The sequence below is a fragment of the Mucilaginibacter sp. 3215 genome, from assembly GCF_050433785.1.
In the GTDB taxonomy this organism is placed as follows: Bacteria; Bacteroidota; Bacteroidia; order Sphingobacteriales; family Sphingobacteriaceae; genus Mucilaginibacter.
Genome location: NZ_JBNPWO010000015.1, coordinates 1 through 26,407, shown reverse-complemented (window position 1 = coordinate 26,407; position 26,407 = coordinate 1). Strand labels below are relative to the sequence as shown.

24 protein-coding genes are annotated in these 26,407 nt (G+C 44.0%); 14 read left to right on the top strand and 10 right to left on the bottom strand.

Annotation, left to right across the window (positions count from 1 at the left end):
* Positions 1-87: 87 nt before the first annotated feature.
* The 3 genes from ABIC84_RS20715 to ABIC84_RS20705 all read left to right on the top strand — a co-directional run bounded on the left by ABIC84_RS20715 (position 88) and on the right by ABIC84_RS20705 (position 2,987).
* Positions 88-1,317 carry a M16 family metallopeptidase gene (locus ABIC84_RS20715; protein ID WP_426589753.1) on the top strand — a complete coding sequence of 410 codons (1,230 nt, stop codon included), beginning with the start codon at positions 88-90 and terminating at the stop codon, positions 1,315-1,317.
* A gap of 17 nt (positions 1,318-1,334) precedes the next feature.
* Positions 1,335-1,907 (top strand): peptide deformylase, encoded by a 573-nt coding sequence (gene def, locus ABIC84_RS20710; protein ID WP_373615639.1) that lies wholly within the window; start codon positions 1,335-1,337, stop codon positions 1,905-1,907.
* 195 nt (positions 1,908-2,102) lie between these two features.
* Positions 2,103-2,987: a sugar phosphate isomerase/epimerase family protein gene (locus ABIC84_RS20705; protein WP_090533817.1), complete on the top strand. Its 885-nt coding sequence runs from the start codon at positions 2,103-2,105 to the stop codon at positions 2,985-2,987.
* A 257-nt stretch (positions 2,988-3,244) separates the two neighbouring features.
* Here the strand turns inward: ABIC84_RS20705 and ABIC84_RS20700 are convergent, their stop codons facing one another.
* The 4 genes from ABIC84_RS20700 to ABIC84_RS20685 are packed head-to-tail and all read right to left on the bottom strand — an operon-like array spanning position 3,245 to position 7,022.
* The gene (locus ABIC84_RS20700; RefSeq protein WP_373615634.1) at positions 3,245-4,612 is read right to left on the bottom strand and encodes an MFS transporter; all 1,368 of its coding nucleotides are present in this window, start codon (positions 4,610-4,612) and stop codon (positions 3,245-3,247) included.
* A 55-nt stretch (positions 4,613-4,667) separates the two neighbouring features.
* Positions 4,668-5,477: a molybdopterin-dependent oxidoreductase gene (locus tag ABIC84_RS20695; protein WP_429264797.1), complete on the bottom strand. Its 810-nt coding sequence runs from the start codon at positions 5,475-5,477 to the stop codon at positions 4,668-4,670.
* Complete coding sequence (locus tag ABIC84_RS20690; protein WP_429264796.1) at positions 5,452-6,159, bottom strand: cytochrome b/b6 domain-containing protein; 708 nt, start codon at positions 6,157-6,159, stop codon at positions 5,452-5,454. The genes ABIC84_RS20695 and ABIC84_RS20690 overlap by 26 nt, the downstream gene beginning before the upstream one ends.
* A gap of 29 nt (positions 6,160-6,188) precedes the next feature.
* Positions 6,189-7,022, bottom strand: a complete 834-nt coding sequence (locus tag ABIC84_RS20685) for a DUF1223 domain-containing protein (protein ID WP_429264795.1) — start codon at positions 7,020-7,022, stop codon at positions 6,189-6,191.
* 247 nt (positions 7,023-7,269) lie between these two features.
* Here ABIC84_RS20685 and ABIC84_RS20680 point away from each other — a divergent pair, with 247 nt between their 5' ends.
* Entirely contained in the window at positions 7,270-7,845 is a 576-nt protein-coding gene (locus ABIC84_RS20680; RefSeq protein ID WP_429264794.1) for a sigma-70 family RNA polymerase sigma factor, read from the top strand.
* A 6-nt stretch (positions 7,846-7,851) separates the two neighbouring features.
* Positions 7,852-8,121 (top strand): hypothetical protein, encoded by a 270-nt coding sequence (locus ABIC84_RS20675; protein ID WP_429264793.1) that lies wholly within the window; start codon positions 7,852-7,854, stop codon positions 8,119-8,121.
* A gap of 122 nt (positions 8,122-8,243) precedes the next feature.
* Here ABIC84_RS20675 and dtd read toward each other — a convergent pair whose 3' ends face one another.
* A complete protein-coding gene (gene dtd / locus ABIC84_RS20670) occupies positions 8,244-8,702 on the bottom strand; it encodes a D-aminoacyl-tRNA deacylase (RefSeq protein WP_426583144.1) in 459 nt (152 codons plus the stop codon).
* A gap of 251 nt (positions 8,703-8,953) precedes the next feature.
* On the opposite strand from dtd, the gene ABIC84_RS20665 reads away from it, so the two are divergent.
* Both ABIC84_RS20665 and ABIC84_RS20660 read left to right on the top strand, forming a co-directional pair.
* Positions 8,954-10,192, top strand: coding sequence for a cystathionine gamma-synthase family protein (locus ABIC84_RS20665; protein ID WP_429264792.1), 1,239 nt, complete (start codon positions 8,954-8,956; stop codon positions 10,190-10,192).
* A gap of 133 nt (positions 10,193-10,325) precedes the next feature.
* Positions 10,326-11,519 (top strand): serine hydrolase domain-containing protein, encoded by a 1,194-nt coding sequence (locus ABIC84_RS20660; RefSeq protein WP_429264791.1) that lies wholly within the window; start codon positions 10,326-10,328, stop codon positions 11,517-11,519.
* Between the two features lie 228 nt (positions 11,520-11,747).
* Here the strand turns inward: ABIC84_RS20660 and rsgA are convergent, their stop codons facing one another.
* A complete protein-coding gene (gene rsgA, locus ABIC84_RS20655; RefSeq protein WP_176626829.1) occupies positions 11,748-12,668 on the bottom strand; it encodes a ribosome small subunit-dependent GTPase A in 921 nt (306 codons plus the stop codon).
* A 528-nt stretch (positions 12,669-13,196) separates the two neighbouring features.
* Between rsgA and thrA the strand changes: the two genes are divergently transcribed.
* The 5 genes from thrA to ABIC84_RS20630 all read left to right on the top strand — a co-directional run bounded on the left by thrA (position 13,197) and on the right by ABIC84_RS20630 (position 19,416).
* Positions 13,197-15,647 (top strand): bifunctional aspartate kinase/homoserine dehydrogenase I, encoded by a 2,451-nt coding sequence (gene thrA / locus ABIC84_RS20650; protein WP_429264790.1) that lies wholly within the window; start codon positions 13,197-13,199, stop codon positions 15,645-15,647.
* Between the two features lie 167 nt (positions 15,648-15,814).
* Positions 15,815-16,798, top strand: coding sequence for a homoserine kinase (locus ABIC84_RS20645; RefSeq protein ID WP_426583154.1), 984 nt, complete (start codon positions 15,815-15,817; stop codon positions 16,796-16,798).
* 202 nt (positions 16,799-17,000) lie between these two features.
* Positions 17,001-18,311 carry a threonine synthase gene (thrC, locus tag ABIC84_RS20640; RefSeq protein WP_426583156.1) on the top strand — a complete coding sequence of 437 codons (1,311 nt, stop codon included), beginning with the start codon at positions 17,001-17,003 and terminating at the stop codon, positions 18,309-18,311.
* Positions 18,312-18,457: 146 nt separating this feature from the next.
* Entirely contained in the window at positions 18,458-18,814 is a 357-nt protein-coding gene (locus tag ABIC84_RS20635; protein ID WP_091176136.1) for a hypothetical protein, read from the top strand.
* The gene (locus tag ABIC84_RS20630) at positions 18,811-19,416 is read left to right on the top strand and encodes an HAD family hydrolase (protein WP_426583158.1); all 606 of its coding nucleotides are present in this window, start codon (positions 18,811-18,813) and stop codon (positions 19,414-19,416) included. Before ABIC84_RS20635 ends, ABIC84_RS20630 begins: the two co-directional genes overlap by 4 nt.
* A gap of 149 nt (positions 19,417-19,565) precedes the next feature.
* Here ABIC84_RS20630 and ABIC84_RS20625 read toward each other — a convergent pair whose 3' ends face one another.
* The 3 genes from ABIC84_RS20625 to epsC are packed head-to-tail and all read right to left on the bottom strand — an operon-like array spanning position 19,566 to position 21,497.
* Complete coding sequence (locus ABIC84_RS20625; protein ID WP_176626364.1) at positions 19,566-19,763, bottom strand: DUF5808 domain-containing protein; 198 nt, start codon at positions 19,761-19,763, stop codon at positions 19,566-19,568.
* Positions 19,764-19,769: 6 nt separating this feature from the next.
* Positions 19,770-20,642, bottom strand: a complete 873-nt coding sequence (gene cysM, locus ABIC84_RS20620; RefSeq protein ID WP_426583162.1) for a cysteine synthase CysM — start codon at positions 20,640-20,642, stop codon at positions 19,770-19,772.
* 24 nt (positions 20,643-20,666) lie between these two features.
* Positions 20,667-21,497, bottom strand: a complete 831-nt coding sequence (epsC, locus tag ABIC84_RS20615; RefSeq protein WP_429264789.1) for a serine O-acetyltransferase EpsC — start codon at positions 21,495-21,497, stop codon at positions 20,667-20,669.
* A 124-nt stretch (positions 21,498-21,621) separates the two neighbouring features.
* Between epsC and ABIC84_RS20610 the strand changes: the two genes are divergently transcribed.
* Positions 21,622-22,062 (top strand): nuclear transport factor 2 family protein, encoded by a 441-nt coding sequence (locus ABIC84_RS20610; RefSeq protein WP_176626358.1) that lies wholly within the window; start codon positions 21,622-21,624, stop codon positions 22,060-22,062.
* Positions 22,063-22,161: 99 nt separating this feature from the next.
* Here ABIC84_RS20610 and ABIC84_RS20605 read toward each other — a convergent pair whose 3' ends face one another.
* Entirely contained in the window at positions 22,162-23,043 is an 882-nt protein-coding gene (locus tag ABIC84_RS20605; RefSeq protein WP_429264788.1) for a DMT family transporter, read from the bottom strand.
* Between the two features lie 602 nt (positions 23,044-23,645).
* On the opposite strand from ABIC84_RS20605, the gene ABIC84_RS20600 reads away from it, so the two are divergent.
* A partial coding sequence (locus tag ABIC84_RS20600) for a two-component regulator propeller domain-containing protein (RefSeq protein ID WP_429264787.1) occupies positions 23,646-26,407 on the top strand: 2,762 nt, incomplete at its 3' end.

Here is a 26,407-nt window from a genome sequence, read left to right as displayed (position 1 = left end):
TGATTTTAAGCGCCTAAAATACTATTAATCACTTACAATAGCGTGAAAAATAATTGTGACATATAAGCTTATCTTTGCAGCCGAATGATTGACTATCACCTTTATACTTTACCTAATGGTATCCGCATACTGTATAAGCACTGGCCATCTGCAATTACACATTGCTGCTTTATTGTAAACGCGGGATCGCGCGACGAAGCTCCGGGACAGGAAGGCCTTGCCCATTTTATTGAGCACCTGCTGTTTAAAGAAACCGAACGCCGTAACACCAATCAGATCCTCAACAGGCTTGAGCTTGTTGGCGCCGATCTTAACGCTTATACCACTAAAGAATATACCTGCATCCACGCATCGTTGCTTAACCAGCACCTTGACCGCACTATGGATCTTTTTGAGGATATATTATTTCATTCCACGTTCCCCGATGATGAACAGGAGAAAGAGCGCGGTGTTATTTTAGATGAAATAGCTTCCTATCTTGACCAGCCGGAAGAAGCCATACAGGATGACTTTGAAGAGCTGCTATTTAAGGAACACCCCATGGGGCAAAACATTTTAGGGACGCCCGAAACTGTTGGCAGGCTTAACGGGGACGACATCCGGGGGTTTATAGCGGCAAACTATAATACAACCGAAATGATCTTCGCTGTACACGGCAATTATGAGTTCAGGAAACTGGTGGCTATGTCTGAAAAGTATTTCGGCCATGTTCCTTTAAATGAGCTTCAAAAAAATCGGGTAAAGCCAGTACAAAGTACGGGTAGTATCCATATCGTTAACAAACCTATCTCACAAACGCACTGCATTATAGGCACACAGGCTTATTCATCATCGCATGAGCATAAATGGGGTTTATTATTGCTTAACAACCTGCTGGGCGGGGTGGGCATGAGCAGCCGGCTCAACCTCGAGATCAGGGAAAAACATGGTATAGCCTATACTGTCGAATCAAATTACACCCCCTTAACCGATACCGGCATCTTTTCTATTTATTTTGGTACGGATACCGAAAAAGCAAACAAAGCCTCAAAACTGATTCATAAGGAGCTGAAAAAACTGCGTGAACAAAAGCTGGGCAGTTTGCAATTGCACCAGGCCCGGCAAAAGTTTATCGGACAAATAGCATTAGCAGAAGAAAACCGCATGAGCCTCATTATTGCCATGGCCAAAAGCATGATTGATTTTAACCGTGTTGACACCCTCGAAGAGATCTTTGCTAAAATTAACCAGGTAAGTGCCGAGCAATTGCTGGAGATCAGCAATGAAATTTTTGATAATGACCGCCTGATCACTTTGCTATTTGAGCCTAAGCAATAATCCTTTATTTTTGCAAGATGAAGTATCCTATCATTGCCTACGGTGATCCTGTTTTAAGAAAGAAAGCAACAGCCATTGAGCCCGACGAGTATCCGCATATAAAAGAACTGGTTGACAATATGTTTGAAACCATGTATGCGGCCCGTGGCGTTGGACTGGCAGCGCCGCAGGTAGGCATGTCAATGCGTTTATTTGTAGTGGATGCCACCCCCTTTGATGATGACGAACCGGAGCTAAAGGATTTCAAAAAAGCGTTCATCAACGCTACCATACTGGAAGAAACCGGTGAGGAATGGGGCTTTAACGAAGGCTGCCTGAGCATTCCGGATATTCGTGAGGATGTATACCGCAAGCCGGTTGTACGCATGTCATACTATGACGAGAACTGGAAACATCATGAAGAAACGTTTAAAGGCATGGCCGCGCGCGTTATCCAGCACGAATACGATCACATTGAAGGCAAATTGTTTACCGATAAGCTAAGCCCGTTACGTAAACGGCTTATCGAAAAAAAGCTTAACGATATATCAAAAGGCATGGTTGATGTGGATTATAAAATGAAGTTTCCCAACATTAAAAAAGGAAGATAATACTTTACCCAAAGCATATGAAGAGCCGCCACACAGCGGCTTTTTCTTTTTGTATATTTTTATAAATATTCAGCTAAACCTGTAAAAATTACAATACTATACCTCTGCATTAAACCAATCGGCGTAATTTCGGTCTTTGTTTTGGCATTTTTAATGCGTTATATTTACACAACCAATCATAAAAATCATAAACCAATGACTACCAGACGATCTTTTCTAAAAACTTCGGCGCTACTTTCAGCAGGCCTGTTGGCAGCTCCTAATTTGTTTGCATATGATAAAAAATATATAGGCTTACAATTATATACTGTGCGTGATGCTATGGCTGCCGACCCTGTTGCTGCATTGGCAAAGGTTGCCAAAACAGGTTTCACATCTGTTGAAGGTGCAACTTATACTGGTACCGAATTGTTTTATGGCATGCGCCCCGGCGATTTTGCAAATGTTTTAAAACAAAACGGCCTCATCATGCCGAGCGCGCATTACCGTTTAGGCGAGGAGCTGGTTAACGGCGAACAACAAAAAGGAACCATCATGAACGACTGGAAAAAAGCCGTTGATGACGCTGCCGAAGCTGGTGTGCAATACATGGTTTGCGCATATCTTTCACAATCTGAGCGCGGCAATCTTGACCATTATAAAAACGTGGCCAATATGCTTGATATAGCCGGCGAAACCTGTAAAGGCGCGGGTATCCAGCTTTGCTATCACAACCACGACTTTGAATTTATACAGGAAAACGGTAAATACCCATATGAGATCCTTTTGGAGAACACCGATAAAGACCTTGTAAAAATGGAAATGGACCTGTATTGGGTTAATAAAGCAAACCAGGATCCTATCGCCCTTATTGATAAACACCCGGGCCGTTTCCCTTTATGGCATGTTAAAGACATGGACAAAACGCCTGAAAAGAAATTTACTGAAGTTGGTAATGGTGTTATCGACTTTAAAAAGATCTTTACCCAGGCTAAAAAATCGGGCCTCAAATATTTCTTTGTTGAGCAGGATGTTTGCCCGGGCGATCCGTTTGTGAGCATTGCACAAAGTATCAGCTATATTAAAAAGAACCTGGTGTAATATTGCTTTTACACTGATATCCTGAAGGCCTGCATTTAAAACAAATGGCAGGCTTTTTTTATTCTACAAGGGCAATTGTTTTATAACACATTTAACGGCAAAGGAAAATGAGCGCAATCATAATCAAATACGTCATAGTCATTTTGATGGCTTCTCTTCTTTTTGCCTGTGTTGCTGAAGCGCAAGCCGATAAACAGCCGATTCAGGCCCCACAGCAACATGTTACCTGCCTTTAAAGGCCCGGCGGGACTTGAAGCTCAATGATGGGAGGTTCTCTTTTTGCCCCTGTTCCTGCGCTCCCTGAACCGGTTAAAGAAAACAAAAGCCAGCAAACAAAGCACACAACCGCAAATGCCGTTCAGGCGCAGTCCATAATCGTTGCCTGGGTCTTTTCCATAAATGGTTAAAAACGCGAACAATGCAATACCCAGTGTTTGGCCCAGTTTTACAAACAGGTATTTAACCGCAAAGAACATTCCTTCCCGGTTCTCACCGGTACGTTTAGCCTCGTTCTGTGCTATTTCGGCAAGTATAGCATTGGGTAAAATACCCAGCGAGGCCAGCGGAAACGACGCACTGATAACCAGCGTATAGATTTGCACCTGCGGTGTAAATGGAAGTTTGCCCAGGAAAAATATCGCTACAAAAATCAAACTCAGTAACCCGAACGAAAAAAGCACGATAGGTTTTTTGCCAATCTTTTGCGACAGGTAATTAACCAGCGGATAAAACAGCAGTGATACCAATACCATAGTAGCCATAAGTTCTCCGCCCATAGATTCGGGCAGATTTAACAACGATTTTAAAAAAAACAGTAAGCCACTTGATATGATGCTTAATGCCATATAGTACGAAAAATCGGATATCAGGTAATATTTGAAATTCCGGTTTTCAAAGGTTTTTTGAATAGCAGGCAATAGCGGCAAGTGCGATGGGTGACCGTTTGAATACCGTTTTTCGTCTATGGTGAATACAGGCACGAGCATCACCAGCCCGGCAAATATGGCCAGCCCCCAAATGGTGTACTGTACGGCGGTATCGCGATTGAGGGTACCGGCAAAGCGTTGTACCCAGTCGGCAAAGTTATTGACCATGGCCGATAGGATAATCCCTATCACAAAACCCACCTGTTGTAATGATGATAGTTTAACCCTTTCGCTGCCCGTACGGGTAAGCTCCGGCAGCAGGGCGTTGTACGGGATAATATAGGCCGTAGCACCCATAAAAAAGCAAATAAGCGTAAAGGTAAGCCAGTAAGCGTTATGGATACTTTCGCCCTTTACCATGGGGTAAAAGGTTAATCCGCAAAATAAAGCTGCAGGTAAAACAGCCCATTGCATAAAAGGAATGCGCCGCCCACGACGGTTTTCGCTTTTATCACTTAGCGAGGCAATAAAAGGATCAAAAAAAGCATCCACCAACCGCCCGGAAGCTGTAATCACAGACATGATATTGAACAGGCCAAAAAGCAACAATTGAGGTACCAGCGTAGTAAGCCCGGCATTGTTTGGCGGCAGGTAAAAGTAAGGCAGCATCACAATGATAATATTGGTCATGATGCTCCACCCTATCATTCCGCAGGCATAAGCAAGCTGTTTGGAAAGTGGTAGTTTATTGGCTGGCATTTAATGCAATATGCAAATATTACATCAATATATAATGGAGGTTTAACCGGTTGTTTTACAACCCGGCGTAATAATCATACCCCTGTTCGGCCCAGTAATCTCGGGGTCGGGTGTTACTGAAAGAAATACTGCCTATCCGCTTCAGATTTTTGATTCCATATTTTACAGGGATAATGAGCCTTAGCGGCGCGCCATGCTTTGGAGGCAAGGGTTTTTCGTTAACCTCATAGGCCAGCAGGGTTTGCGGGTGCATAGCGCTTGGCATGTCAACGCCCACGTAATATTCCTTGTCGGGTGTTTCCATGCCAACATACTCAAACCGGGTTTCGGCATCAAGCTTAAAGTGAGCTATAAAATCGCTGAATTTTACACCGCCCCAGTGCGAAATCTGGTCCCAGCCCTCTACGCACTTAAAATCATAAATGATCTCGGTTTTAGGAAGTTTCTTTATTTCATCGATACCGATATTCAATAGCTCACCGTTCTGCTTTTTGACCGACAGTTTCCAGTTGTCTACATCAATCAAACCATCCGAGCCTATATCACTGTTGTGGCGCACCACCTTCGCCGCCATTTCCTTTGGATAGGTTTTTACCAGGTTTTTATTGCTGTATAGCTGGCGAACCACCTTTTCGTTGGCATTAAGCACCGCACGTAATGGCTTGTGGGCATCTCCTGTAATGCCCGGCACCTCATTGGGCGAAGTATAAAGCCAGCGCCAGCCGCCATATGCGGCACCGCCCAATACCAGGAAGCTGCCGAAGGAGATAAAATTGCGCCGGCTGATCTTCTGCTCAACGGTAAGCTCCTTTTTGGGGCCTTTGTTTTTACTGAAACCCTTATTCAGCTTTTTCATTAGTTTCATCGTTTTGAATTTGAATAGCGGGCTGCGGTTTTTCATCTATCACCTCAAACCCCGAAATAACCGACCTGAAATTATTCCAGCCGGCAAGTATTACCTGTACAACATGCACCAGGAAAAACAGCACATAGCCAATAGTAAGCACAAAATGCCAGATACGGGCCAGGTGGTACCCGCCGCAGAGCCAGGCCAAATAATTAAACTGTACCGGTTTGTAAATAGCCAGCCCTGTTATCAGCGAGCCAAAGCCCATAACAATAATAGCCGTATAGGCAATACGCTGGGCCGCATTGTATTTGTTTTGAGGTGGGGCCGTTTTGCGGATATGCAGGTCGTGCAAAACCACCAGCCAGGCTTCTTTAAACGAGTGCCGGTTTGGCACCAGCTCCCGCCACCGGCCCGATATAATGGTATATGACACATACAGAAAGCCGTTGAGCGCAAAAAACCACATAAACAAAAAGTGGAAAGCCATACCCTCGGCCAGCCGCCGGGGAATGTGCAGCGCATCATAAAAACCCTGCGGAAAAAAGCGAATAAAAGTAACACCGAAGAGCGTGAACGTGTAAGTATCGTTGGCCCAGTAAATGAGTAAGCCACTCCAGATCATGATGGTGAGGATGGGGAAGTTTACCCAATGCGTCCAACGCATTAACAGGGTGTGTTTCTCTTTAATTACTTTCATCTAAATGCTCTTAATGCTATTCAACACAACTATTGCATGTTTTTATCTTGTTGCCCAACATCCGCCGATACTTTTAACAGGCTTTTCGATGCTGCCAAAACAGCACCGTTGCTTGTATTTTGCACAAAACCTATTACTTCCCATCCCCGGGCCTCAACCCCGGCAGGCAAAGCAATTGTTGCGCTGCCATTGTTTTTGTTTAAAGGCATGGTTTGCAGGTTTCGTACAATTTGAGCGTGGGCCAAAGTGCGGCCGCCGTTTTCACCATGCTCAACTTCTACAACAGCTTGTTTTTGTACCAATGCCACTGATATCACACTGCGTGCGTTTTCGGCATTTCCCTCAACTTTGTATTGTACCGAAGCTGTATTATTTGCACTAAGAGTAACACTTAAGTTTAATTGAACATTGCCGCTACCCTGCAAGCCGCTTTTAATAGCACTGCGTAAACGCTCCTCCTGCGAGCCTACAAACTCCGTTTTACCATTAACCACAATTTGCGGCGTGTAAACCTGCGACAGGTTTAACCAACGCGCATATTCATTTTGCCGTTTTGAATAATCGGCACTGCTAAAAACATCTTTCCAGCCAAGACGGTTCCAGTAATCAACATGGTAGGCTAAAATGTAAACGGGTTTATCGCCAACTTCTTTTTGAACTTTGGCAACCAGTTCGTCGGCTGGCGGGCAGCTTGAACAGCCTTCGGAAGTAAACAGTTCAACAAGGGCAAAACCTTTACCATTAAACTTTAAATTATCGTTTTGGTTGGTTTTAGCTCCGCTTTTGCAATTTATGAATGCAACAGAAATGATTACTGCACCTATAACAAACGGCACAAACGCAAATATTCTGATCTTTTTCATTTCACTTAATTTAAATGATATACATTTTTTCTGCTTTGTCGGGTTTATGGGGATAACCTTACAATAATTTTTTTCTTTTTTGACTGATATAAATATCGGCATAATATGCTCAAATCAAGGCATGTAGCGTAACTTAGCAATCATCAGGAATGTCTTGGATTAAAACAAAATAAATTTGAACTTATTTTGTAAGGATTAAGCCCAGCGCCCGACTAAGCCTGTAATTGTATTAGCATTACCGCATTTCATGTTAACCGAAACTAATGTATTAAACCCACATAAATGGGTTGCCACCTATGCCGATTACCTGTATATGTACGCCATTGTGCGCATCAACGATGAGGACACGGCCAAAGACCTTGTACAGGAAACTTTTTTGGCAGCCCTTGAAAAAGTGGACCGGTTTGAGGGCAAAAGCACCGAACGAACGTGGCTTACCGCTATCCTCAAAAATAAAATCATTGATGTGTACCGTAAAAAATCGTCGGGCTTGGCTGTAGCTTCGGCTAATAAAGGTGTGCAGGAACAGGATGAGTTTTTTGAGGAAGATAACGGCCATTGGAAAACCGAATACGCACCGCAACCTATTGCAGGAATGGACGATCAGGACCCTTTGTTAAAAAAAGAATTGAACGGCATCCTGCAAAAATGCCTTCAAAAATTACCTGCCCTGTGGAACGCGGTATTTACCATGAAACACATAGACGATGCGGCTACCGAAAATATTTGTACCGAACTGCATGTTAGCCAGGCCAACTTCTGGGTTATCATTCACCGGGCAAAAGTTAACCTGAGGGCATGCCTCCAAAAAAACTGGAATTAAACTGAAATGAGCTATTTAAAAAAAATTATATATAACTGTAAACAAGCTACTTTTCTCATCGAAAAAAAGCAGCTTAAACGGCTTACCTTCCGCGAGGAAATGGAACTGCGCATTCATCTGGCCGGTTGCGGCGTGTGTGTATTATACAATAAACAAAGCCGCGTTATTAATGATATGGTGCAGCAGCTATTTCATGATTCGCTAAAAAATGAGCTGAAACTTGATGATGCTTTTAAAGCAGATTTGCAAGCAAGGATTGAAAAAGGATTGGCGTAGTCTTTACCTGTTTGCGTTTCTATTTAACATCGTCATTGCGAGGTACGAAGCAATCCCAAACTATACAGGGTGGATCTGCAAATCGGGGATTGCTTCGTACCTCGCAATGACGGGGGATTATTTTAATGGTTATCCCTATCCTTCGTATCCATTATAATAGTAACCGGACCATCATTAAGCAGGTTGATCTTCATATCCGCGCCAAAGATCCCTGTAGCTACTTTTTTGCCTGTTAATGTTTCAAGCGTTTGAACCATTTGTTCGTACATTGGGATCGCTTTATCCGGCTTGGCAGCCCGCAGAAACGACGGGCGGTTTCCTTTTTTAGTTTGGGCAAAAAGCGTAAACTGGGATATCAACAGTATATTCCCGTTAACATCGGCAAGGGCTTTGTTCATAAGCCCGTTCTCATCGCCAAAAACACGCATGCCTGTAATTTTATTAGCAAGCCACTGCATATCCTCTGGGGTATCGGCATCTTCAATCCCTAATAATACCAAAAATCCGGCACCTATTTCGCCGGTTATCTTTCCATCCACCATGCAGCTTGCCTGGGTAACTCGTTGCAGTACAGCTCTCATATTTTTTACACTAATTTCTTTTTTATTGCGGCCCACAATTTAGGCTAATTTCACTAATCCTATTTGCTATAGATAAGATAATCGTGTAATTAGATCAGATTATAAACGTTATAAACTTACTCGCGCGCTATTAATATTAGTGTCAATTAGATATCATTCGTGCAATTAGTGCTAATTCCATTCGTGTAATTAGTGCGTAATTAATTAAGTTCGCAACCGCTATTATGTATATCTAATTAATAGGATTTAAAATGAGTACAAAAAAAGGCTTCACTACCACCATATTACATGCCGACCGGCTTGGTAAACCCGAGCATGGTTCGTTACATAAACCCATCCACACCTCTGTAACCTACGGGCACGAGGATGTGCAGGACCTGGTTGATATTTTCCAGAATAAAAAAAGTGGCTACGCTTATTCGCGCCAGGGTAACCCTACTATTACCGCCCTGGAGCAAAAGGTAACCCAAATGGAACACGGGGTATCAAGTATCGCTTTCTCAACCGGTATGGCGGCAATTTCGGCAACGATAATGGCCCTTATTAAAGGTACTGACCATATTGTAGCCAGCTCGTTCCTGTTCGGTAACAGCCGCAGTATTTTCCAAACTTTTATTGATATGGGCATCAGCATTGATTTTGTTGACGCCACAGCTGTTGATAACGTACGCGCGGCAATAAAAGAAAACACCCGCATGGTGTTTGTTGAAACCATTGCCAACCCGGCTACTCAAATTGCCGACCTAAAAAACATTGGCGACCTGTGCGAGGAAAAAGGCATTATGTACGTGGTTGATAATACCATGACATCGCCATATTTGTTTAATCCAATTAATGTTAAAGCCAGCCTGGTGATCAACTCGCTTACCAAATATATTGGCGGCCATGGTAACGCCCTGGGCGGCGCGGTTACCAATACAGGCTTGTTTGATTGGTCAAACTATCCAAACATTTTCCCCGGCTTTAAGGCAGTTGTAAAACCCGAGAACCTGGGCATGACCCAGATCCGTAAGAAAGGGTTACGTGACGCCGGCGGCACTTTATCACCCGAGGCCGCGCACACAATATCTGTTGGTGCCGAAACCCTGGCCCTGCGCCTTGACCGTGCCTGCAGCAACGCTTTGGCACTGGCTAAATATTTCGATAATCACCCAAAAGTTAAAAAAGTATTTTATCCGGGCGTTGAATCGCACCCACAGCACGCATTGGCCGGCGAGTTATTTGCACGCTATGGCGGCTTGATGAGCATCGAGCTTGATGAAAGTATCGACTGCCTGGCATTTTTAAATAAACTGAAACTGGTTGTAAAATCAAGCAACCTTGGTGATACACGTACCCTGGCCATTCCGGTAGCGCAAACCATTTTCTTTGAGCTTGGTGCCGAGCGCCGCTCAGAAATGGGCATTCCTGAAAGTATGATCCGCCTGTCGGTAGGGATTGAAGACCTCGACGATCTACTCGAAGATTTCAAAACCGCCTTAGGCGAATAAATATTGGGCCTTGTGTTATTCACAAGGCCTTTTTTGTTGAATACCATTACCTGTTCGCGACTATCGTAGCAGAACATAAAATAATTTTCATTGATCGATAGGGGTTTATTGCTGTATGTTGTAATATAGACATATGAAAACCTATAAAACCTTGAAAACACTTCTTCGTGTGCTAACCCTTGCACTTATAACCGGCGGCATCCAGGCGCAAACCCGACCAGACTCTTTAACGATCAAATTACAACAGGCTTTTACGCATGAAAGCCTGCCTGGCATGTATGTGATCATGACCGATGGTAATAAAGTTAGCTACTCCCATAGTTTTGGCTATGCAGATGAAGCCAACCAAGCACCCTATTTAGCTAATACAATTCAAAACATTGGCTCGGTGAGTAAAACTGTTATTGCCGTAGCGTTGATGAAAGCTATCGAATTAAAGTATTTTACGCTGGAAACAGATATCAACGATGTGCTACCTTTTAAGGTAACCAATCCTAATGACCCAAACGGAAAAATAACCATTAGGCAGTTAACCAACCATACATCAGGGATTGTTGATAACCCTGATGTATATCATTACTGCTATCATTTTTATCCTAAACTAAGGGCCTATGACAGTGTTTCGATTAAAACCCTTAACCAAATGGGGTTTGGTGATAAATTAAAGGAGACAACTTTAGCCCAGTTCTTTTACAACTATTTATCCCCACAGGGAGAATACTACAGCAAGGCCAATTTCGGGGAAGGTCCGGCAGGAAGCGTTTCCTCATATTCTAACATCGGCTCGGCACTGGCGGCATATCTGATTGAACTTAAATCGGGCCTTTCTTATGCACAGTTTACCCAAAAGTATATCCTGAAGCCCCTAAAAATGGATCATTCAGGCTGGCATGTTTCAGATATAGATTTAAAGAAACATGCCTATTTATATCTCGATCTAAAGAACCGGTTCCCGTTATATGACCTGGTTACCTACCCTGATGGTGGCCTCAAAACTTCGCCCGAAGATTTGAGCAAATATTTAATGGCCATCGCCAGGCATGACAAAAAACTGCTTACCGAGGCATCATACCAGGCTATGTTCACTCCGCAGTTCAGTAAGGAACATCCGCCTAAAAACATCAACTTAACCTACCGCAACAAAGGCATCTTCTGGAATTTATATACCAACGGCACCATCGGTCATGACGGTGATGACCCGGGTGTTGGTACTTATTTGTTCTTTAATTCCTCGACAGGTAAAGGTGGTTTGTTTTTGACTAATAAATATTTGCCCAATAAACAGGCTATTGTTGATGTGCTGGTGAAGGAAGCGGCGGGGAAATAGGCCTGGACGAGGTGCAGTCTTAACATTGATAAACCATGTCATTGCACGAAGCAATCGCACGGAAACATAGCCGCCCTGTATAGCATGCGATTGCCGCGTCGCGCCCCGGCTTATTCCCGTTGGGCTCCTCGCAATGACATATTTTATGCTTGTTTTTCTTGTTTCCTGATTCTAACAGTCCTGGCTCTTTCCTCCTGACTCTTTATTCTTGCTGTCTTGCGTCTCTCCCTAAGCTCTTGTATCATTACCATGATAAATGCTCAGATAGCTTTCGTAGCGCGATAGGGTTATCTCCCCTTCTTCCAAAGCTTCGAGTACGGCGCAGCCGGGTTCATTGATGTGGCGGCAATTGTTAAAACGGCATTGGTTCATCCGTTCGCGCATTTCGGGGAAAAAATGGCCAAGCTCCTGTTTTTCTATGTCGATAACCCCCAATTCGCGGATGCCGGGGGTATCAATAATAAAACCACCCTGCGGCAGCTCAAACATTTCGGCAAAGGTGGTGGTGTGCATGCCTTTATCGCTCCAGTCGGATACCATGTGTGTGCGCAGGTCCAGCTCGGGCAGCAGCGCATTGATCAGGCTTGATTTTCCAACGCCAGAGTGTCCGGAAAAAAGGGTTACTTTATCTTTCAACAGATCCTGCACCTGGCTGATATTGGTACCCTCAATAGCCGAAACTTCAAAACAGGGATAGCCGATGTCTTCATAAATGGCTTTGTAATCGGCCAAAACTTCCAGGCCTTCATCGCTAAACAGATCCAGTTTATTAAATACCAGCCTTGCGGGAATATCGTAAGCCTCTGCAGTTACCAAAAAGCGATCAATAAACCCCAGAGAAGTACGCGGAGAGGCCAGCGTAACTACCAAAATAGCCTGGTCAAGATTGGCAGCAATGATCTGCGCCTGCTTGCTCAGGTTAATAGCCTTGCGGATGATGTAGTTTTTTCGTTGATGCAGGTTGGTGATCACGCCATCTTCCCTGTCGGGCTCCATTTCAAAATCAACTATATCGCCAACAGCAATAGGGTTGGTTGTGGTAATACCTTTAATACGGAACTTTCCCTTGATGCGACAATCTATCTTTTGCCCATCAGGGGTTTGTACCTGGTACCAGCTTCCGGTTGATTTTGTTATTAGTCCCTGCATGTTATCAAGCCTCAAAAGTAGCAAATTAAATTTATTGCGGATTCTGGGATTAGACTCTTATACTACCGTCATTGCGAGGTACGAAGCAATCCCCGACTTTACAGGGGGACTTGCTTAGCCGCTCTGCTCATTGGGGATTGCTTCGTACCTCGCAATGACGCTTTTTTTATTTTTTTATTTAAACCTGAATAACTCTGCAAACTACCTCATCAATCCTCAACTATTGATAAAACCTTTTACTTACCACCCTCATTATCAAATCCATCATTTACTCATCCAACTACCTGACAATTATTACGAAAATCATAATTTGTTAAATAATCCTTGCAAATCAGAAAATAATCTACTTACTTTACAGACATTATATATGACAATTTACAACACCATTTCTACAATTATTATTACCACCGGTATAAACCTCGGAGGAAGATAATCGTATGGTGTAAAACATAAAATGAAAGCCAAAAGAAAAACCTTCCTCCGCAAAGAGGAAGGTTTTTTTGTTACAGAACGATTACTAACCCATAAATGAAAGTTTTAAAATTCGGAGGTACTTCCGTTGGATCTGTAAGCAGCATCCAAACCCTGTTAAGCATCCTGAAGGATGAAGTAAAAAATGAAGAAAAGCCGGTGGTGGTATTGTCAGCCATGGGCGGTGTAACCAACCTGCTTTCGGCCATGGCCGAAGATGCGGCAAACGGCAAAGAGTTTACCGCAGGCTTAGCCGAATTGGAGAAACGTCACTTTGATACGGTTAAAGCCCTTTTGGATGTGCAAAACCAAAACCCGGCGCTTACCCGTTTAAAAATTCACTTCAACCAGCTGGAAGAACTTTTACAGGGCGTACTTACCCTTCGCGAACTTACCCCGAAAACCCGCGACCAGGTACTGGCCTTCGGCGAACGGTGCTCAACCCTGATGGTGAGCAAAGTTGCAGCCCAGCATTTTGGCGATGTGCTTTTTGTTGATGCTGCTGATGTAATTAAAACCGACAGCGCTTTCGGCAATGCTAAAGTAAATACCGAGCTTACCGAAAGGCTGGTACAAGGCCTGTATACCGAAAACAAAGGCAAAACATTGATCGTTACCGGCTTCATCGCCTCAAACGATGCAGGGCAGACGACAACATTAGGTCGCGGTGGATCTGATTATACTGCAGCCATATTCGGCGCAGCGTTAAATGCTCAGGAGGTTCAGATCTGGACGGATGTTAACGGCATGATGACTGCCGATCCCCGCATGGTGAAAAAAGCGTTCTCCTTAACCGAGCTTACTTATACCGAAGCTATGGAGCTTTCCTACTTCGGCGCCAAGGTGATCTATCCGCCAACCATGATCCCGGCATTTTTAAAGAAGATCCCAATCGTGATTAAAAACACCTTTGAGCCAGAGTTTGAAGGTACCGTGATCCGTCATGATTGCAAGGCCTCTACCCTGCCAATCAAAGGGATCTCATCTATCAACAATATCAGTATCCTAAATTTAGAGGGCAGCGGTATGGTGGGCAAATCGGGCTTTAGCGGCCGTTTGTTCTCCTTGCTTGCCCGCGAGCAGATCAACGTGATCCTGATCACCCAATCATCGTCTGAGCATAGCATCACTTTCGCTGTTCAGCCGCAGGATACAGACAGGGCAAAACAGGTTATCGAACAGGAGTTTGAACTGGAGCTTGCCGCCAAAAAACTGGAGCATCTGGTTATCGAAAAAAACTTGGCCATATTGGCCATTGTTGGCGAAAACATGAAACAAACACCGGGCATGTCGGGCAAGTTGTTCCAAGCGCTTGGCCGTAACGGTGTTAACGTAAGGGCTATAGCACAAGGCTCTTCTGAGTATAACATCTCAGTGATTATCTCCGCAAACGACTTGTCAAAAGCATTAAACGCGGTTCACGATGCCTTCTTTGTACAGCTTACCAAAACTTTGCACGCCTTTTGTTTAGGGACAGGCAACATTGGCAAGACGTTGTTTAACCAACTCAATGCCCACAGCGAATATTTAAAAGACAACAATGGCATCCAGGTTAAAATAGCAGGTATCAGCAATACCCGTAAAATGACTTTCAACAGTGATGGCATCTCTTTAGATACCTGGCAGAATGACCTGCAATCATCCCCTTACGAGGCCGATCTGCAATCGTTTATCAACAGGATGAAAGAAATGAATCTGCCAAACTGTGTGTTTATCGATAACACCGCGAGCCCTGTCCCTATCGGGTTTTATGAAGAGATCTTTAAAGCCAATATCTCGGTGATCACCTGTAATAAAATAGGTAACTCGGGCAGTTATAAGCAGTACCGCACGTTTAAAGATACCGCGCGTGCTCATGGCGTTGATTTCTTTTACGAAACCAACGTTGGCGCTGGCTTGCCGATCATCAATACCCTTAAAAACCTGATGAATAGCGGCGACAGGGTGCAACGTATCGAGGCAATACTTTCGGGCACTATATCGTTCATCTTTAATAACTTTAAGGGCGATGCCAATTTCCACGATGTGGTAAAAGAAGCCCAGGACAAAGGCTATACCGAGCCAGACCCGCGTGATGACCTTAGCGGTAAGGATTTTATGCGCAAAATGCTCATCCTTGCCCGCGATGCCGGATATGCTATGGAAGAGGCCCACGTTGAAATAGAAAGCGTGCTGCCAAAAGCGAGCCTTGAAGCTAAAACTGTTGAAGATTTTTATGCAACATTAAAAACCGAAGACGCGCATTTTGCCAAACTTAAAGATGCAGCCGAAAAAGACGGCAAAGTATTGCGTTACATTGGTAAACTGGAAGACGGCAAGGTAAGCATCACCCTGCAAATGGTTGATGAAAACCATCCGTTCTACATGCTGTCGGGCAGTGATAACATCATATCCTTCACAACCGACAGGTACCGCGAGCGTCCGCTGGTTGTAAAAGGCCCTGGCGCAGGTGCCGAAGTAACAGCCGCAGGCGTATTTGCTGATTTAATAAACGTGGGCGCTAATTAGTTTAAAAACCCCCTCTTGAGAGGGGGCGCGGCGGGAATCGCGTTAGCAGGGGTGTGTTATAGTATCGATAAGTTGCATGCAGAATAACACACCCCTACCCCCTCTCAAGCGAGGAATCGCACAGCCCACGCCTAAAAGCGACATATGATAGTTTGATATTTTGAATAATGGAAGATAATAAGTTACAAGAATTAGCTCCCCCTTTAAGGAGCGGGACGCGCGATAGCATCCACGTTTTTGCTCCGGCTACTGTAGCCAATGTGGTTTGCGGTTTTGATGTGCTGGGCTTTGCAGTTGATGAACCCGGCGACGAGGTAATCATGCGTGTGACGGGCAAACCGGGCATCACCCTCAGCAAAATTACCGGCGATGACGGCAGGCTGCCGCTTGATCCGGCAAAGAATACCGTGAGCGTGAGCGTTCAGCATTACTTACAAAGCGTTGGCCGTACAGACATTGGTTTGGATATTGAGTTACACAAAAAAATGCCTATCGGCAGTGGTTTAGGGTCAAGTTCGGCCAGTACCGTTGCCGGTTTGTTTGCTATTAAGACTTTATTAGGCGATGATTCCGACCCTATAAAACTGCTTCCTTTTGCCATGAAGGGCGAAGAAATGGCCTGCGGTCACGGCCATGCGGATAACGTAGCCCCTGCTCTGTTCGGTGGCTTTGTGCTCATCCGCAGTTATGAGCCGCTTGATGTGGTGAGGTTACCGCACCCTAAAAACCTGTGGTGCGCTATTGTATTCCCGGATGTGGATGTACCAACCCGCGAAGCCCGCCAGATCATTCGCAAAAACATCCAGATGAAAGATGCTGTAACCCAATGGGGCAACATTGCCGGTCTGGTGAGTGGCTTGTTTATGCAAGATATCGACCTGATTGGCCGCAGCATGAAAGATGTGCTGGTTGAACCGGTACGTTCTATGCTGATTCCAGACTTTTATAAAATGCGCGAAATGGCTATGGAACTTGGTGCTGTAAGCTTTGGCATCTCAGGATCAGGCCCTTCAGTATTTGCCTTTACCAAAGACGAAGCCACCGCACGAGCCATCACCCAAAAGCTGCAACAGCACTTAACCGGCCTAAAGATCGGCTCAAACAGTTATGTATCAACTATAAATGACGCGGGGCCGAAGGTTTTGGGATAGTCCCAAGTCTGAAGTTCTAAGTCGCAAGTATTAAGTCAACATCATAAAAAGCCTCGTCATTGCGAGGCACGAAGCAATCCCCGATTAGCAGAGCCGCTTTGTATAGTTCGCGATTGCTTCGTACCTCGCAATGACATGGTAGGATGAGCTCTAATAAACCTAATTAAATCCGAAATCGAACATCCGAATTCCGAAATCAAAAATGAAACTCTACAGTACCAATAATACCCTATCTGAAGTATCGTTCAAAGACGCGGTTTTTAACAGCATGCCGCAGGATAAAGGCTTGTATATGCCTTACAGCATTCCACGTTTGGATGCTGATTTTATCGACAATCTTGATAAATATACCCTGCCCGAAATTGCTTTCAAAGTAGCACAAAACCTGCTTGGCGACTCTATTCCGGAGGCAGATTTGAAAGCCCTGATCGATGACGCCATTAACTTTCCGGCTCCTATCGTAAAGCTGGAAGACAATGTGTATGTCCTCGAGCTTTTCCACGGGCCATCACTGGCATTTAAAGATTTTGGCGCCCGCTTTATGAGCCGCGTCATGAGCTATTTCCTTGAACCCGGCGAAAAACAGCTTGACGTACTGGTTGCTACAAGCGGCGATACCGGCGGCGCGGTAGCCCTTGGTTTTTTAGGTGTCCCCAACACCCGTGTAACCATCCTTTATCCTAAAGGCAAGGTAAGCGGCGTGCAGGAGCAGCAGCTCACCACAAACGGCCAAAACATCCGAGCCCTTGAGGTTGACGGTACCTTTGATGATTGCCAGGCGTTGGTGAAACAGGCATTTGTTGATGATGAGCTAAACGAAAAATTCCGCCTTACATCGGCCAATTCCATCAATATTGCACGTTTGGTGCCGCAGACGTTTTATTACTTCAACGCCTATGCACAGCTATTAAGACAGGGCATCAAAAAAGTAGTGTTCTCGGTACCGAGCGGCAACTTCGGCAATATAGGCGCAGGTTTGTTAGCCTGGAAAATGGGCTTGCCTGTCGAAAAATTTATTGCGGCTACCAATGTTAATGATACCGTGCCTGAGTTTCTAAAAACCGGCGTTTATCAACCCAAACCATCGGTAGCAACTTTATCTAACGCAATGGACGTAGGCAACCCAAGCAACTGGGTACGTATTGCCGACCTGTTTAAAAACGACGCCGAAGCGCTTAAAGAATTGGTTGTTGGCTTTAAGTACGATGACGAGGAAACTGTAAAAGCCATCAACTGGGTATTTGATAACTATAATTATGTGGTTTGCCCACACACTGCTATCGCATGGCAGGCTTTAACCGATTATAAGCAGGACCATGCCGCTGTTGACACCGCCGGTGTATTCCTTTCAACCGCACATCCTTGTAAATTCCCTGACGTATTTAGCGATGAGGTTGCTGCTAAAATTGAAGTACCGGAACAGGTAAAAGAACTGGAAGCAAAAACCAAGCTCGCAGTAGCCATCAGTAAAGATTTTGCTGATTTTAAAGGCTATCTTTTAGGGGTTAATTAATTTCAGTATTTTTAGCTGCTGGAAAACCATTTCCTCCTCGTCATTGCGAGGTACGAAGCAATCCCCGATTAGCAGGTCCGCCCTGCATAGTTCGCGATTGCTTCGTACCTCGCAATGACGGGTTAGCATCAATACCGAAACATAAAATGCTTAGCAAAACCCTGATATTTATCTGCCTCCTCGCAGTTTGCCTAACCGCCTGCAGCCGTAAACAAAAGTTCGACCGTGATAAATGGGATGATGGAGATGGCCTTACGTTCGCTTATCGCCCGGGTATGGTTAATGACCTGATTGAAAGTAAACAGCTTAATAATCTTAAATATCAACAGGTGATCCATTTGCTCCACCGCCCTCAATTAAGCAGTAAAGACAGCATGGTATACGACCTTGACAGAGAATACAGCAAAGGCAAATTGATTTATACCCAAACGCTTGTTGTTTTTTTGAAAGATTCAGTAGTTACAAAAGCCGAGGTTCATGAAACCCACGCAAAGAAAAAATGATCAACACCATAATATTCGATCTGGGGGCCGTTCTAATCGATTGGAACCCGCATTATATGTACCGCACCCTGTTTGCTGATGAACAGGAAATGATAGACTTTTTGGCTAATATTTGTACCTCTGACTGGAATGAGGAACAGGATGCCGGCCGCTCTCTGCAGGAAGGTACCGATTTGCTTGTTGCCCAATTTCCAGAACACGAAGCTAATATCCGTGCTTTTTATTCCCGCTGGATAGAGATGCTTGGCGAGCCTTTTCACGATACGGTAAAGATCTTCAAACAATTAAAAGAAAGCGGTAAATACAAAATCTACGCATTGACCAACTGGTCGGCCGAGACTTTTCCGATGGCCCAGGAGCGTTTCGATTTTTTAGGATGGTTTGATGGCATTGTGGTATCCGGCGCCGAAAAAATGCGTAAACCCACCCCTGCCTTTTATCAAACCCTGCTTGATCGTTACCATGTAAATGCAGATGAGGCTTTATTTATTGACGATAACTATCGTAATATTTTAGCGGCGGAAAAAATGGGAATTGAATGTATCCATTTTACATCGGCAGAAGCTTTAGAGATAAAGCTGAAGGAGTTAGAGGTGTTGTAAAATCTTGCAAACCGGCCGCGAGAACATCTGTGATGAAGTTCTTAAAACGGGCCTATATTTCTAACGTAAGCGCCGGTAATTGCGTTATAAACGCCATACCATATTAAGCACCCGTTACAAACGGGCGCAAGTTTATGAACAATACGTATTTATTTCTGCGGGGCAACTATCCATGCTACAATTACCACAGCCAGTAATCCGCCTATAATCAAATAACTTAACGGGTGGGCAAAATTCACTGTCCAGCCCATGTACTTAATTCTTTTGGGCACAATGATCCGGCTATCATCTTTGTTGTAATAAAATACGCCGTATTTATAATTATTACTATCCTCTGTCGGTTCCATCGGTATTTATCCAAATAACTCGCTGCTCAAATACCTGTCGCCCCGGTCACAGCAAATAAAAACGATTAGCCCCTCTTCCAGTTCTTGAGCAAGCCTTACAGCCGCAGATAGTGCACCGCCGCTGCTCATGCCTGCAAATACGCCTTCAACCTTAGCCATTTGGCGGGCCATTTGGGTAGCGTCTTCCTGTGAGATATCCATCACCCTGTCAACCCGTTTGGCATCAAAAATCTTGGGCAGGTACTCCTCCGGCCATCTGCGGATGCCCGGGATAGACGAACCTTCAACTGGTTGGCAACCAACTATCTGCACATCGGCATTTTGCTCTTTCAAGTATCTTGAGCAACCCATGATGGTGCCGGTAGTACCCATCGCACTTACAAAATGGGTGATCTTGCCTTCGGTATCCCGCCAAATTTCGGGGCCTGTTGTTTTTACGTGGGCCATGTAATTATCTGGGTTAGCAAATTGATTCAGCAAAAAATACTCGCCAGTGGCGGCTTTTTCTTCGGCATAATCGCGGCAAAGCTCTATCCCTTCAAGCAACGTAACTTTAGCGCCAAAGGCCTCCATGGTAAGCGTACGCTCGCGGGTGGAGTTGGACGGCATCACCAGCTCTATTTCCAGGTCAAACAACCTTGCAATCATAGCCAATGCAATACCGGTATTTCCGCTGGTTGCTTCAATGAGCTTAGTGCCGGGTTTAATATCGCCGCGCTCAATAGCACTTCTGATCATGTTGAGCGACGCACGGTCTTTTACGCTGCCGCCCGGATTATTGCCTTCCAGCTTGGCGAAGATCCGCACTTTTGGATTTGGGTTCAGCTTTTTAATTTCTACCATTGGCGTGTTGCCTATCAGGTCTATCAATGAAGCCATTATATAATTTTATAGGTAAATGTTTTATTTCTTGTGTCCGAACAATTTAATGCTCAGCCTTTTCAGGATCCGGTGATTGGGAGTATGGTATACCCTTGAATTTGGCGGTAAACTCTTGGTGAGCCAAACGTTCCCTCCTACCACACTGTTGTGCCCGATGATGGTTTCGCCGCCTAAAATGGTGGCCCCCGAGTAAATCACCACATTGTCCTCTACCGTTGGGTGCCGCTTGGTATTGGCCATACTTTTATCCACACTTAAAGCACCTAAAGTAACGCCCTGGTACAGCTTTACATGCTTACCTATTCTACAGCTTTCGCCAATAACAATACCGGTACCATGATCTATATAGAAATACTCGTCTATTTGGGCAGCAGGATGAATATCTATCCCTGTTTTAGAATGCGCATATTCTGTAAGGATCCTTGGTAACAGCGGAATATCATCAATATAAAGGCTATGCGCCACCCGGTAAAGCGAAATGGCATAAAAGCCCGGATAAGTACGGATTACTTCAAACTCACTGCGCGCGGCAGGGTCTCCATTAAAGATAGCCTGAATATCGGTATTCAGAATACGGAACAAGTCGGGAAGGCCTTCAAAAAACTTTTTGGCTAGCTTTGAGGTATCGCAATTGCTACAGGCCTTTGTTGCATGCATAATGTCACAAAGTTCATTCTCCAGCCTTAAAAATTCATCCTTCAGTTCCTCAACCGAAGCGTATTGCTGCCCGGTTTGTTCGGGATATAGCAAATGGATCACTTTTAGTGCCCACGCTGTAATCTCCCTGTTTGAAGGCACAGCCTCCAGCTTTTGCTGTTTGGCAAATATATGTTGGTAAAAATCCTGACTCATGTTTTATGGTGGGCCGTTTTGGGAAAACAACCAATAACAGTACAAGTTTATATAAAAGATTGTTGTTAATATGTAAAATGAGCCGGATAATTGATATTTGAGTGAATTTAACCTATGCAAAACCATGAAAGACCAAATAATTGAAACCATAACAGCCTTATTCGCCGGGGCCGATGAGCACGACTGGGACAAGATTAAAAACACCCTTGCCGAGAATGTAGAGCTTGACTATAGTTCGATGACCGGCAATCCGGCAAGTGTTGTACCATCCGAAGGTATTATTGCGGCGTGGCGTGGATTTTTGCCCGGCTTCGACAGAACCCACCATCAACTGGCCGATTTTTATGTAATGCAAAATGGTTCGGCAGCGCTTGTTCATTATTATGGCAAAGCCGATCATTTTATTGGTGATGAACTGTGGATTGTTGAAGGCACCTATGATACCGAACTTATTGAAACTGACGGCAAATGGACCATTACCAAACATAAACTTAACCTCATTAAACAGGATGGCAATCTGGACTTACCGGCGCGGGCCGCAGCCAGGATATCTGAGCAGGGCTGAAACAACATGTCACTGAGCGTAGCGCGGCAATCGCACGGAAGCATAGCCGCTCTGTATAGTATGCGATTGCCGCGCTACGCTCAATGACGTGCTTCTTGATTACATCGCCTGCTCCGTCCTTTTCCTTCGGTTTAACCCTGCCTGCAAAATCACGGATATTATAATGATCAACAGGCCTGCATAAAAAGATACGTTGAGCTGCCGGGATTCATTGAATAAAATCATTGCCAATAAAATGCTGTAAACCGGCTCCAGATTAAAGGTTAGATTAACCGTAAAGGCAGACATTTTCTTCAAAACCTCGGCCACCATAACATAAAGGCCAACCGTGCAAAAAAGTGATAAAAGCACCAAATAAATGATATCTAATGTGCCTGGTAGTATCGTTTTTGAAGGAAAAAAATAAAGATATATCGGCGAGGCCAGTATCAGCGCGACAGATCCGGCCAGCATCTGATACAAGTTCATAACAGCTGCGTCATACTTTTTAACCAAGCGCTCGTTAAAGATGGTATAAAGTGATGCCAGGAAAGATGATATTACACCGAGTATGATCCCCGTTCTGAATGAGGTATCAAAATGAAAGATCAGGCCAATGCCAGCCAGCGTAAGCATACTTAATAGTAGCTCGGTTATATTAAACGGTTTTTTGTTAACAAGCGGAGCCAGGAACGCCGTAAAAAAACTGGTGAGGCAATAGCAAACTACGCCTACAGAAACGTTGGAATATTTGATGCTGGCATAAAAGAATACCCAGTGAAAAGCTATCAATAGCCCGGCATTGCCCATTTTCCTGATATTGCTCCACGAATAATTAAATTGTGGCTTTTTGATCCACACAATAACAACCAGGAATAAAAAAGAAAACAGTGTACGGTAACAGGTGAGTAAATATTCATTTAAAGAGATTAGCTTCCCAAATACGCCTGTAAAACCCGCCAGAATGACTGCTATATGTAATAGAATAAGTGTTTTTTTCATTTCTTGCTAAAATTAAGATAGACCGGACAAACACAATGACTCATGCAATTGTCCGCATTGAATTAAATTGTTGGAAAAATGGTGTTGGAAAAAACTCAAATACAGTTGCACAACAACTGGTTTTGATTAGCAAAAAAGAAAGGTTGGTGGATCATTAAAAAAAGGCTCTGAGACAAGAAATGTCGTGATAAGGGATTTGAGGTTCTCCCCGGTGCCATATTTAATGTTTGTTGCTATCATTTGTTGATGAACCAAAGATAGAAAAAGTTTTGTTTCAACTAAGGCTTTGTGGTTGTCTTGTCACTTTGGCTATTACCATAAATTGAAAGCCGTTTTATAGATAACTTCTACCGAGGATAGCTTAAGCAGAAACCGGTGCATCTCCACAAGCCAAACGGCATGACACACCCATACCTTGTGTGTATAAGCGGGACACTTATATAATAAATATTTATAGTCGAGCTGCTTATATTTAGATGGACATAATTACACATTATTTCTTTTTAAATTTATCACGTGATATAGCAACACAAAAGCCGTACGCTCCGTATCATTGCATATTGATAAAAAAGCAGCAGTGTTAAATCGATACAAATTATAGAATGCCGCTAAAAAGCCCTTTTTTTAAACTTTTAATATTAACACTGTTTCTATTCCCGGGCCGGGTATATGCCGACATTCCATATCAGTTAGTTTACCTGAAAAATTATAGCGCGCCTGATGGCCTGCCCAGTTCAAGGGTTAACTATTTAATGCAGGACAGCAGGGGTTTTATCTGGCTGGCCACCGATAAAGGCGTGAGCAGGTTTGACGGCCAGCACTTTAAAAACTTCACATCGGCCGATGGGCTGGAAAACAATGAGTGTTTCCGGATTGCCGAGGATAATTATCACCGGATTTTTTTTTACTGTAATAACTACCGGGTTTGTTACTATGAAAACGGACTTATACATAAGCTTAATTCATCTCAAAAAGTAATCGTTTCACCCTTCGCCAATTTCTTTTTTAACCGTTATAATGAACTCTGTGTAAATTACAGGCTTAGTACCAAAGTATATCATTTTGAAGAGTTAAAATCGGAAAGACATGCTATCCGGCATTTGAACGGATACATTTATGGTTCTGACGGAGAAGAGATCACCCTATCTGAAAACGACCTTGACATCCTCGAAGAAGAGCTTAAGGCCGGCCAGTTAAGTTTTCAAACCGCCAATAACAATATCAAACCTTACCGGTTGGCTTTACAGCAAAATTATTTGTTACTGATCACTAAAGACTGGGTACATGTTTATCGGTATCAAAAAAGCGGGATCATCCCGCTCAATAAAATCTTTTTTACCGGGAATGTGACTTCGGTGTACCTTACCGGCAAAAATACGTTTGCCGTTACAACGGTAAAACAGGGCACCTACATTATTAACTATCTTACCGGCGAGCGGAAAAATTACCTTAATAATAACATCACTACCGCTACGGTTATTGACCGGGAAAATAATTTATGGTTTGGCAGTTATGACAAAGGTTTTTTTCTGTGTACCAATCCCGAAATAAAAATCATTAACAAAGAAAGCGGGCTGGCCAATGAAGATGTTTTAAAACTGGGTATTGCAGGAGGATATCTTTTTGCCGGGCATGTTTTAAGCACCCTCAGCTACATGAAGCTTGGAACAAATCAATCGTCATTAACCGGCATCATATCCATTAATCAAAACCGGTCTGACTTTAACCGGATAACCAGCCTGCTTACAATTCCGGGCAACAGGCTCATGATTGGTACCGATAATGGCTTATTCAGATTAGATATTTCCAATAAGAACCCGGCGTTATGGCATTCTGTAAAATACTTCTTTGGCCCTATAAAAGGAATTGCTCAACGGCCTGATAAAGAAATCTGTTTTATTTCACAAAATTCCGTTATCGCATCGTCAGGTCAGCTCAAGCATAAACAAGGCTATGCATTTGAAAACCTGCGCTTGACATCTCTTGCCTGGTATAAAAACAACATGCTAATAGGTTCACTTTACGGATTATATAAGTTTACACCTAACACAAGCAAAATTCCCTATTATGCCAAGATACTGCCCAATAAAGGGATTGATGTTGTTAAATGCCTGGCATCAAATAATGATGTATGTGCGATAGGTACCGAAGCGCAGGGGGTGTTTTTGTGGACTGGGAAAAAAATTGTTCAATTTAGATCTCCTGCTATTTTTTCAGGCGATATCCGTAAACTGGTATGGACAGATGCCCATACACTATGGGTCTGTACCGCAAACGGTGTAAGCATTATCAGTTTCCATAATAATTATCAAAATTACCGCATAAGTTTGCTCAATACCAGTAACGGGCTCCCCTCGGACAACATTGCCGATGTGGTGCAGAACGGCCATGATTACTATATAGCCACAGATCAGGGCATAGCCGTCACTCAAAATTTAGGGAATACGAGCCTGCCTAAACCGGTGTTGATTAATGACGGGATAACCGGTACTCAAAGCAGCTTTACTTACGGCCGCCCTGTTGTATTTAACTGCGTTGCCCTGTCCTACAAAAGCATGGGTAAAATACAATACCGCTTCAGGCTTAAGGGGGTTGACAAAAATTGGAGCGTCGCGCCGTCCGGCGAAAAACGGTTCGACCTGCTGCCCCCCGGAAACTATGAGTTAGAAGCCCTGGCTGCCGACCGGTTTAACCAGTTAAGCCCGCCGCTCATTTTTAAATTTGCTGTTATGCCTTTATGGTACCAGCAGTTATGGCTGCAGGTGCTGGCTGTATTAAGTGCCATAATCATCGTGTTCCTGCTGGTACGGAAATATTATCAGTCCATCATCGGCTTACAAAAAAAGGATTATGAAAATGCCCTTGCCCTCCAGCGCGAACGACAGCGGATCAGCAGTGAGGTGCATGATGATTTAGGGGCAAGCATCTCCGGCATTAAGCTCAGGACCGAATTGCTCAGCCGCAAAGCGGCCGATCAGCCGGCTTTTAAGGAGATTGACGCTATTCATGAAGCCATTACCGATATATCTATCCAGGTAAGGTTAATTATCTGGAGCCTTGATGCCGAAAACGACGAAGTAAGCAACCTGGCCGGTTTTATTCATAAACAAGCCATTAAAATATTTGAATACAGCAATATTGATCTTCATGTAAATGCCGCCGTTAACGAAACCCCGGCTATCATCAGCGGCGAAAAAAGGCGCCAGGTATACCTCCTTGTTAAAGAAGTATTGAACAATATTGTCAAACATTCGGAGGCGAAAAACGCGTTTCTGGAAATCAATCTTTACAAAAACCGGCTGCAGATCAGCATCCGTGATGACGGGCGCGGATTTGACCCTGATGTGCGCAAACACGAAACCAT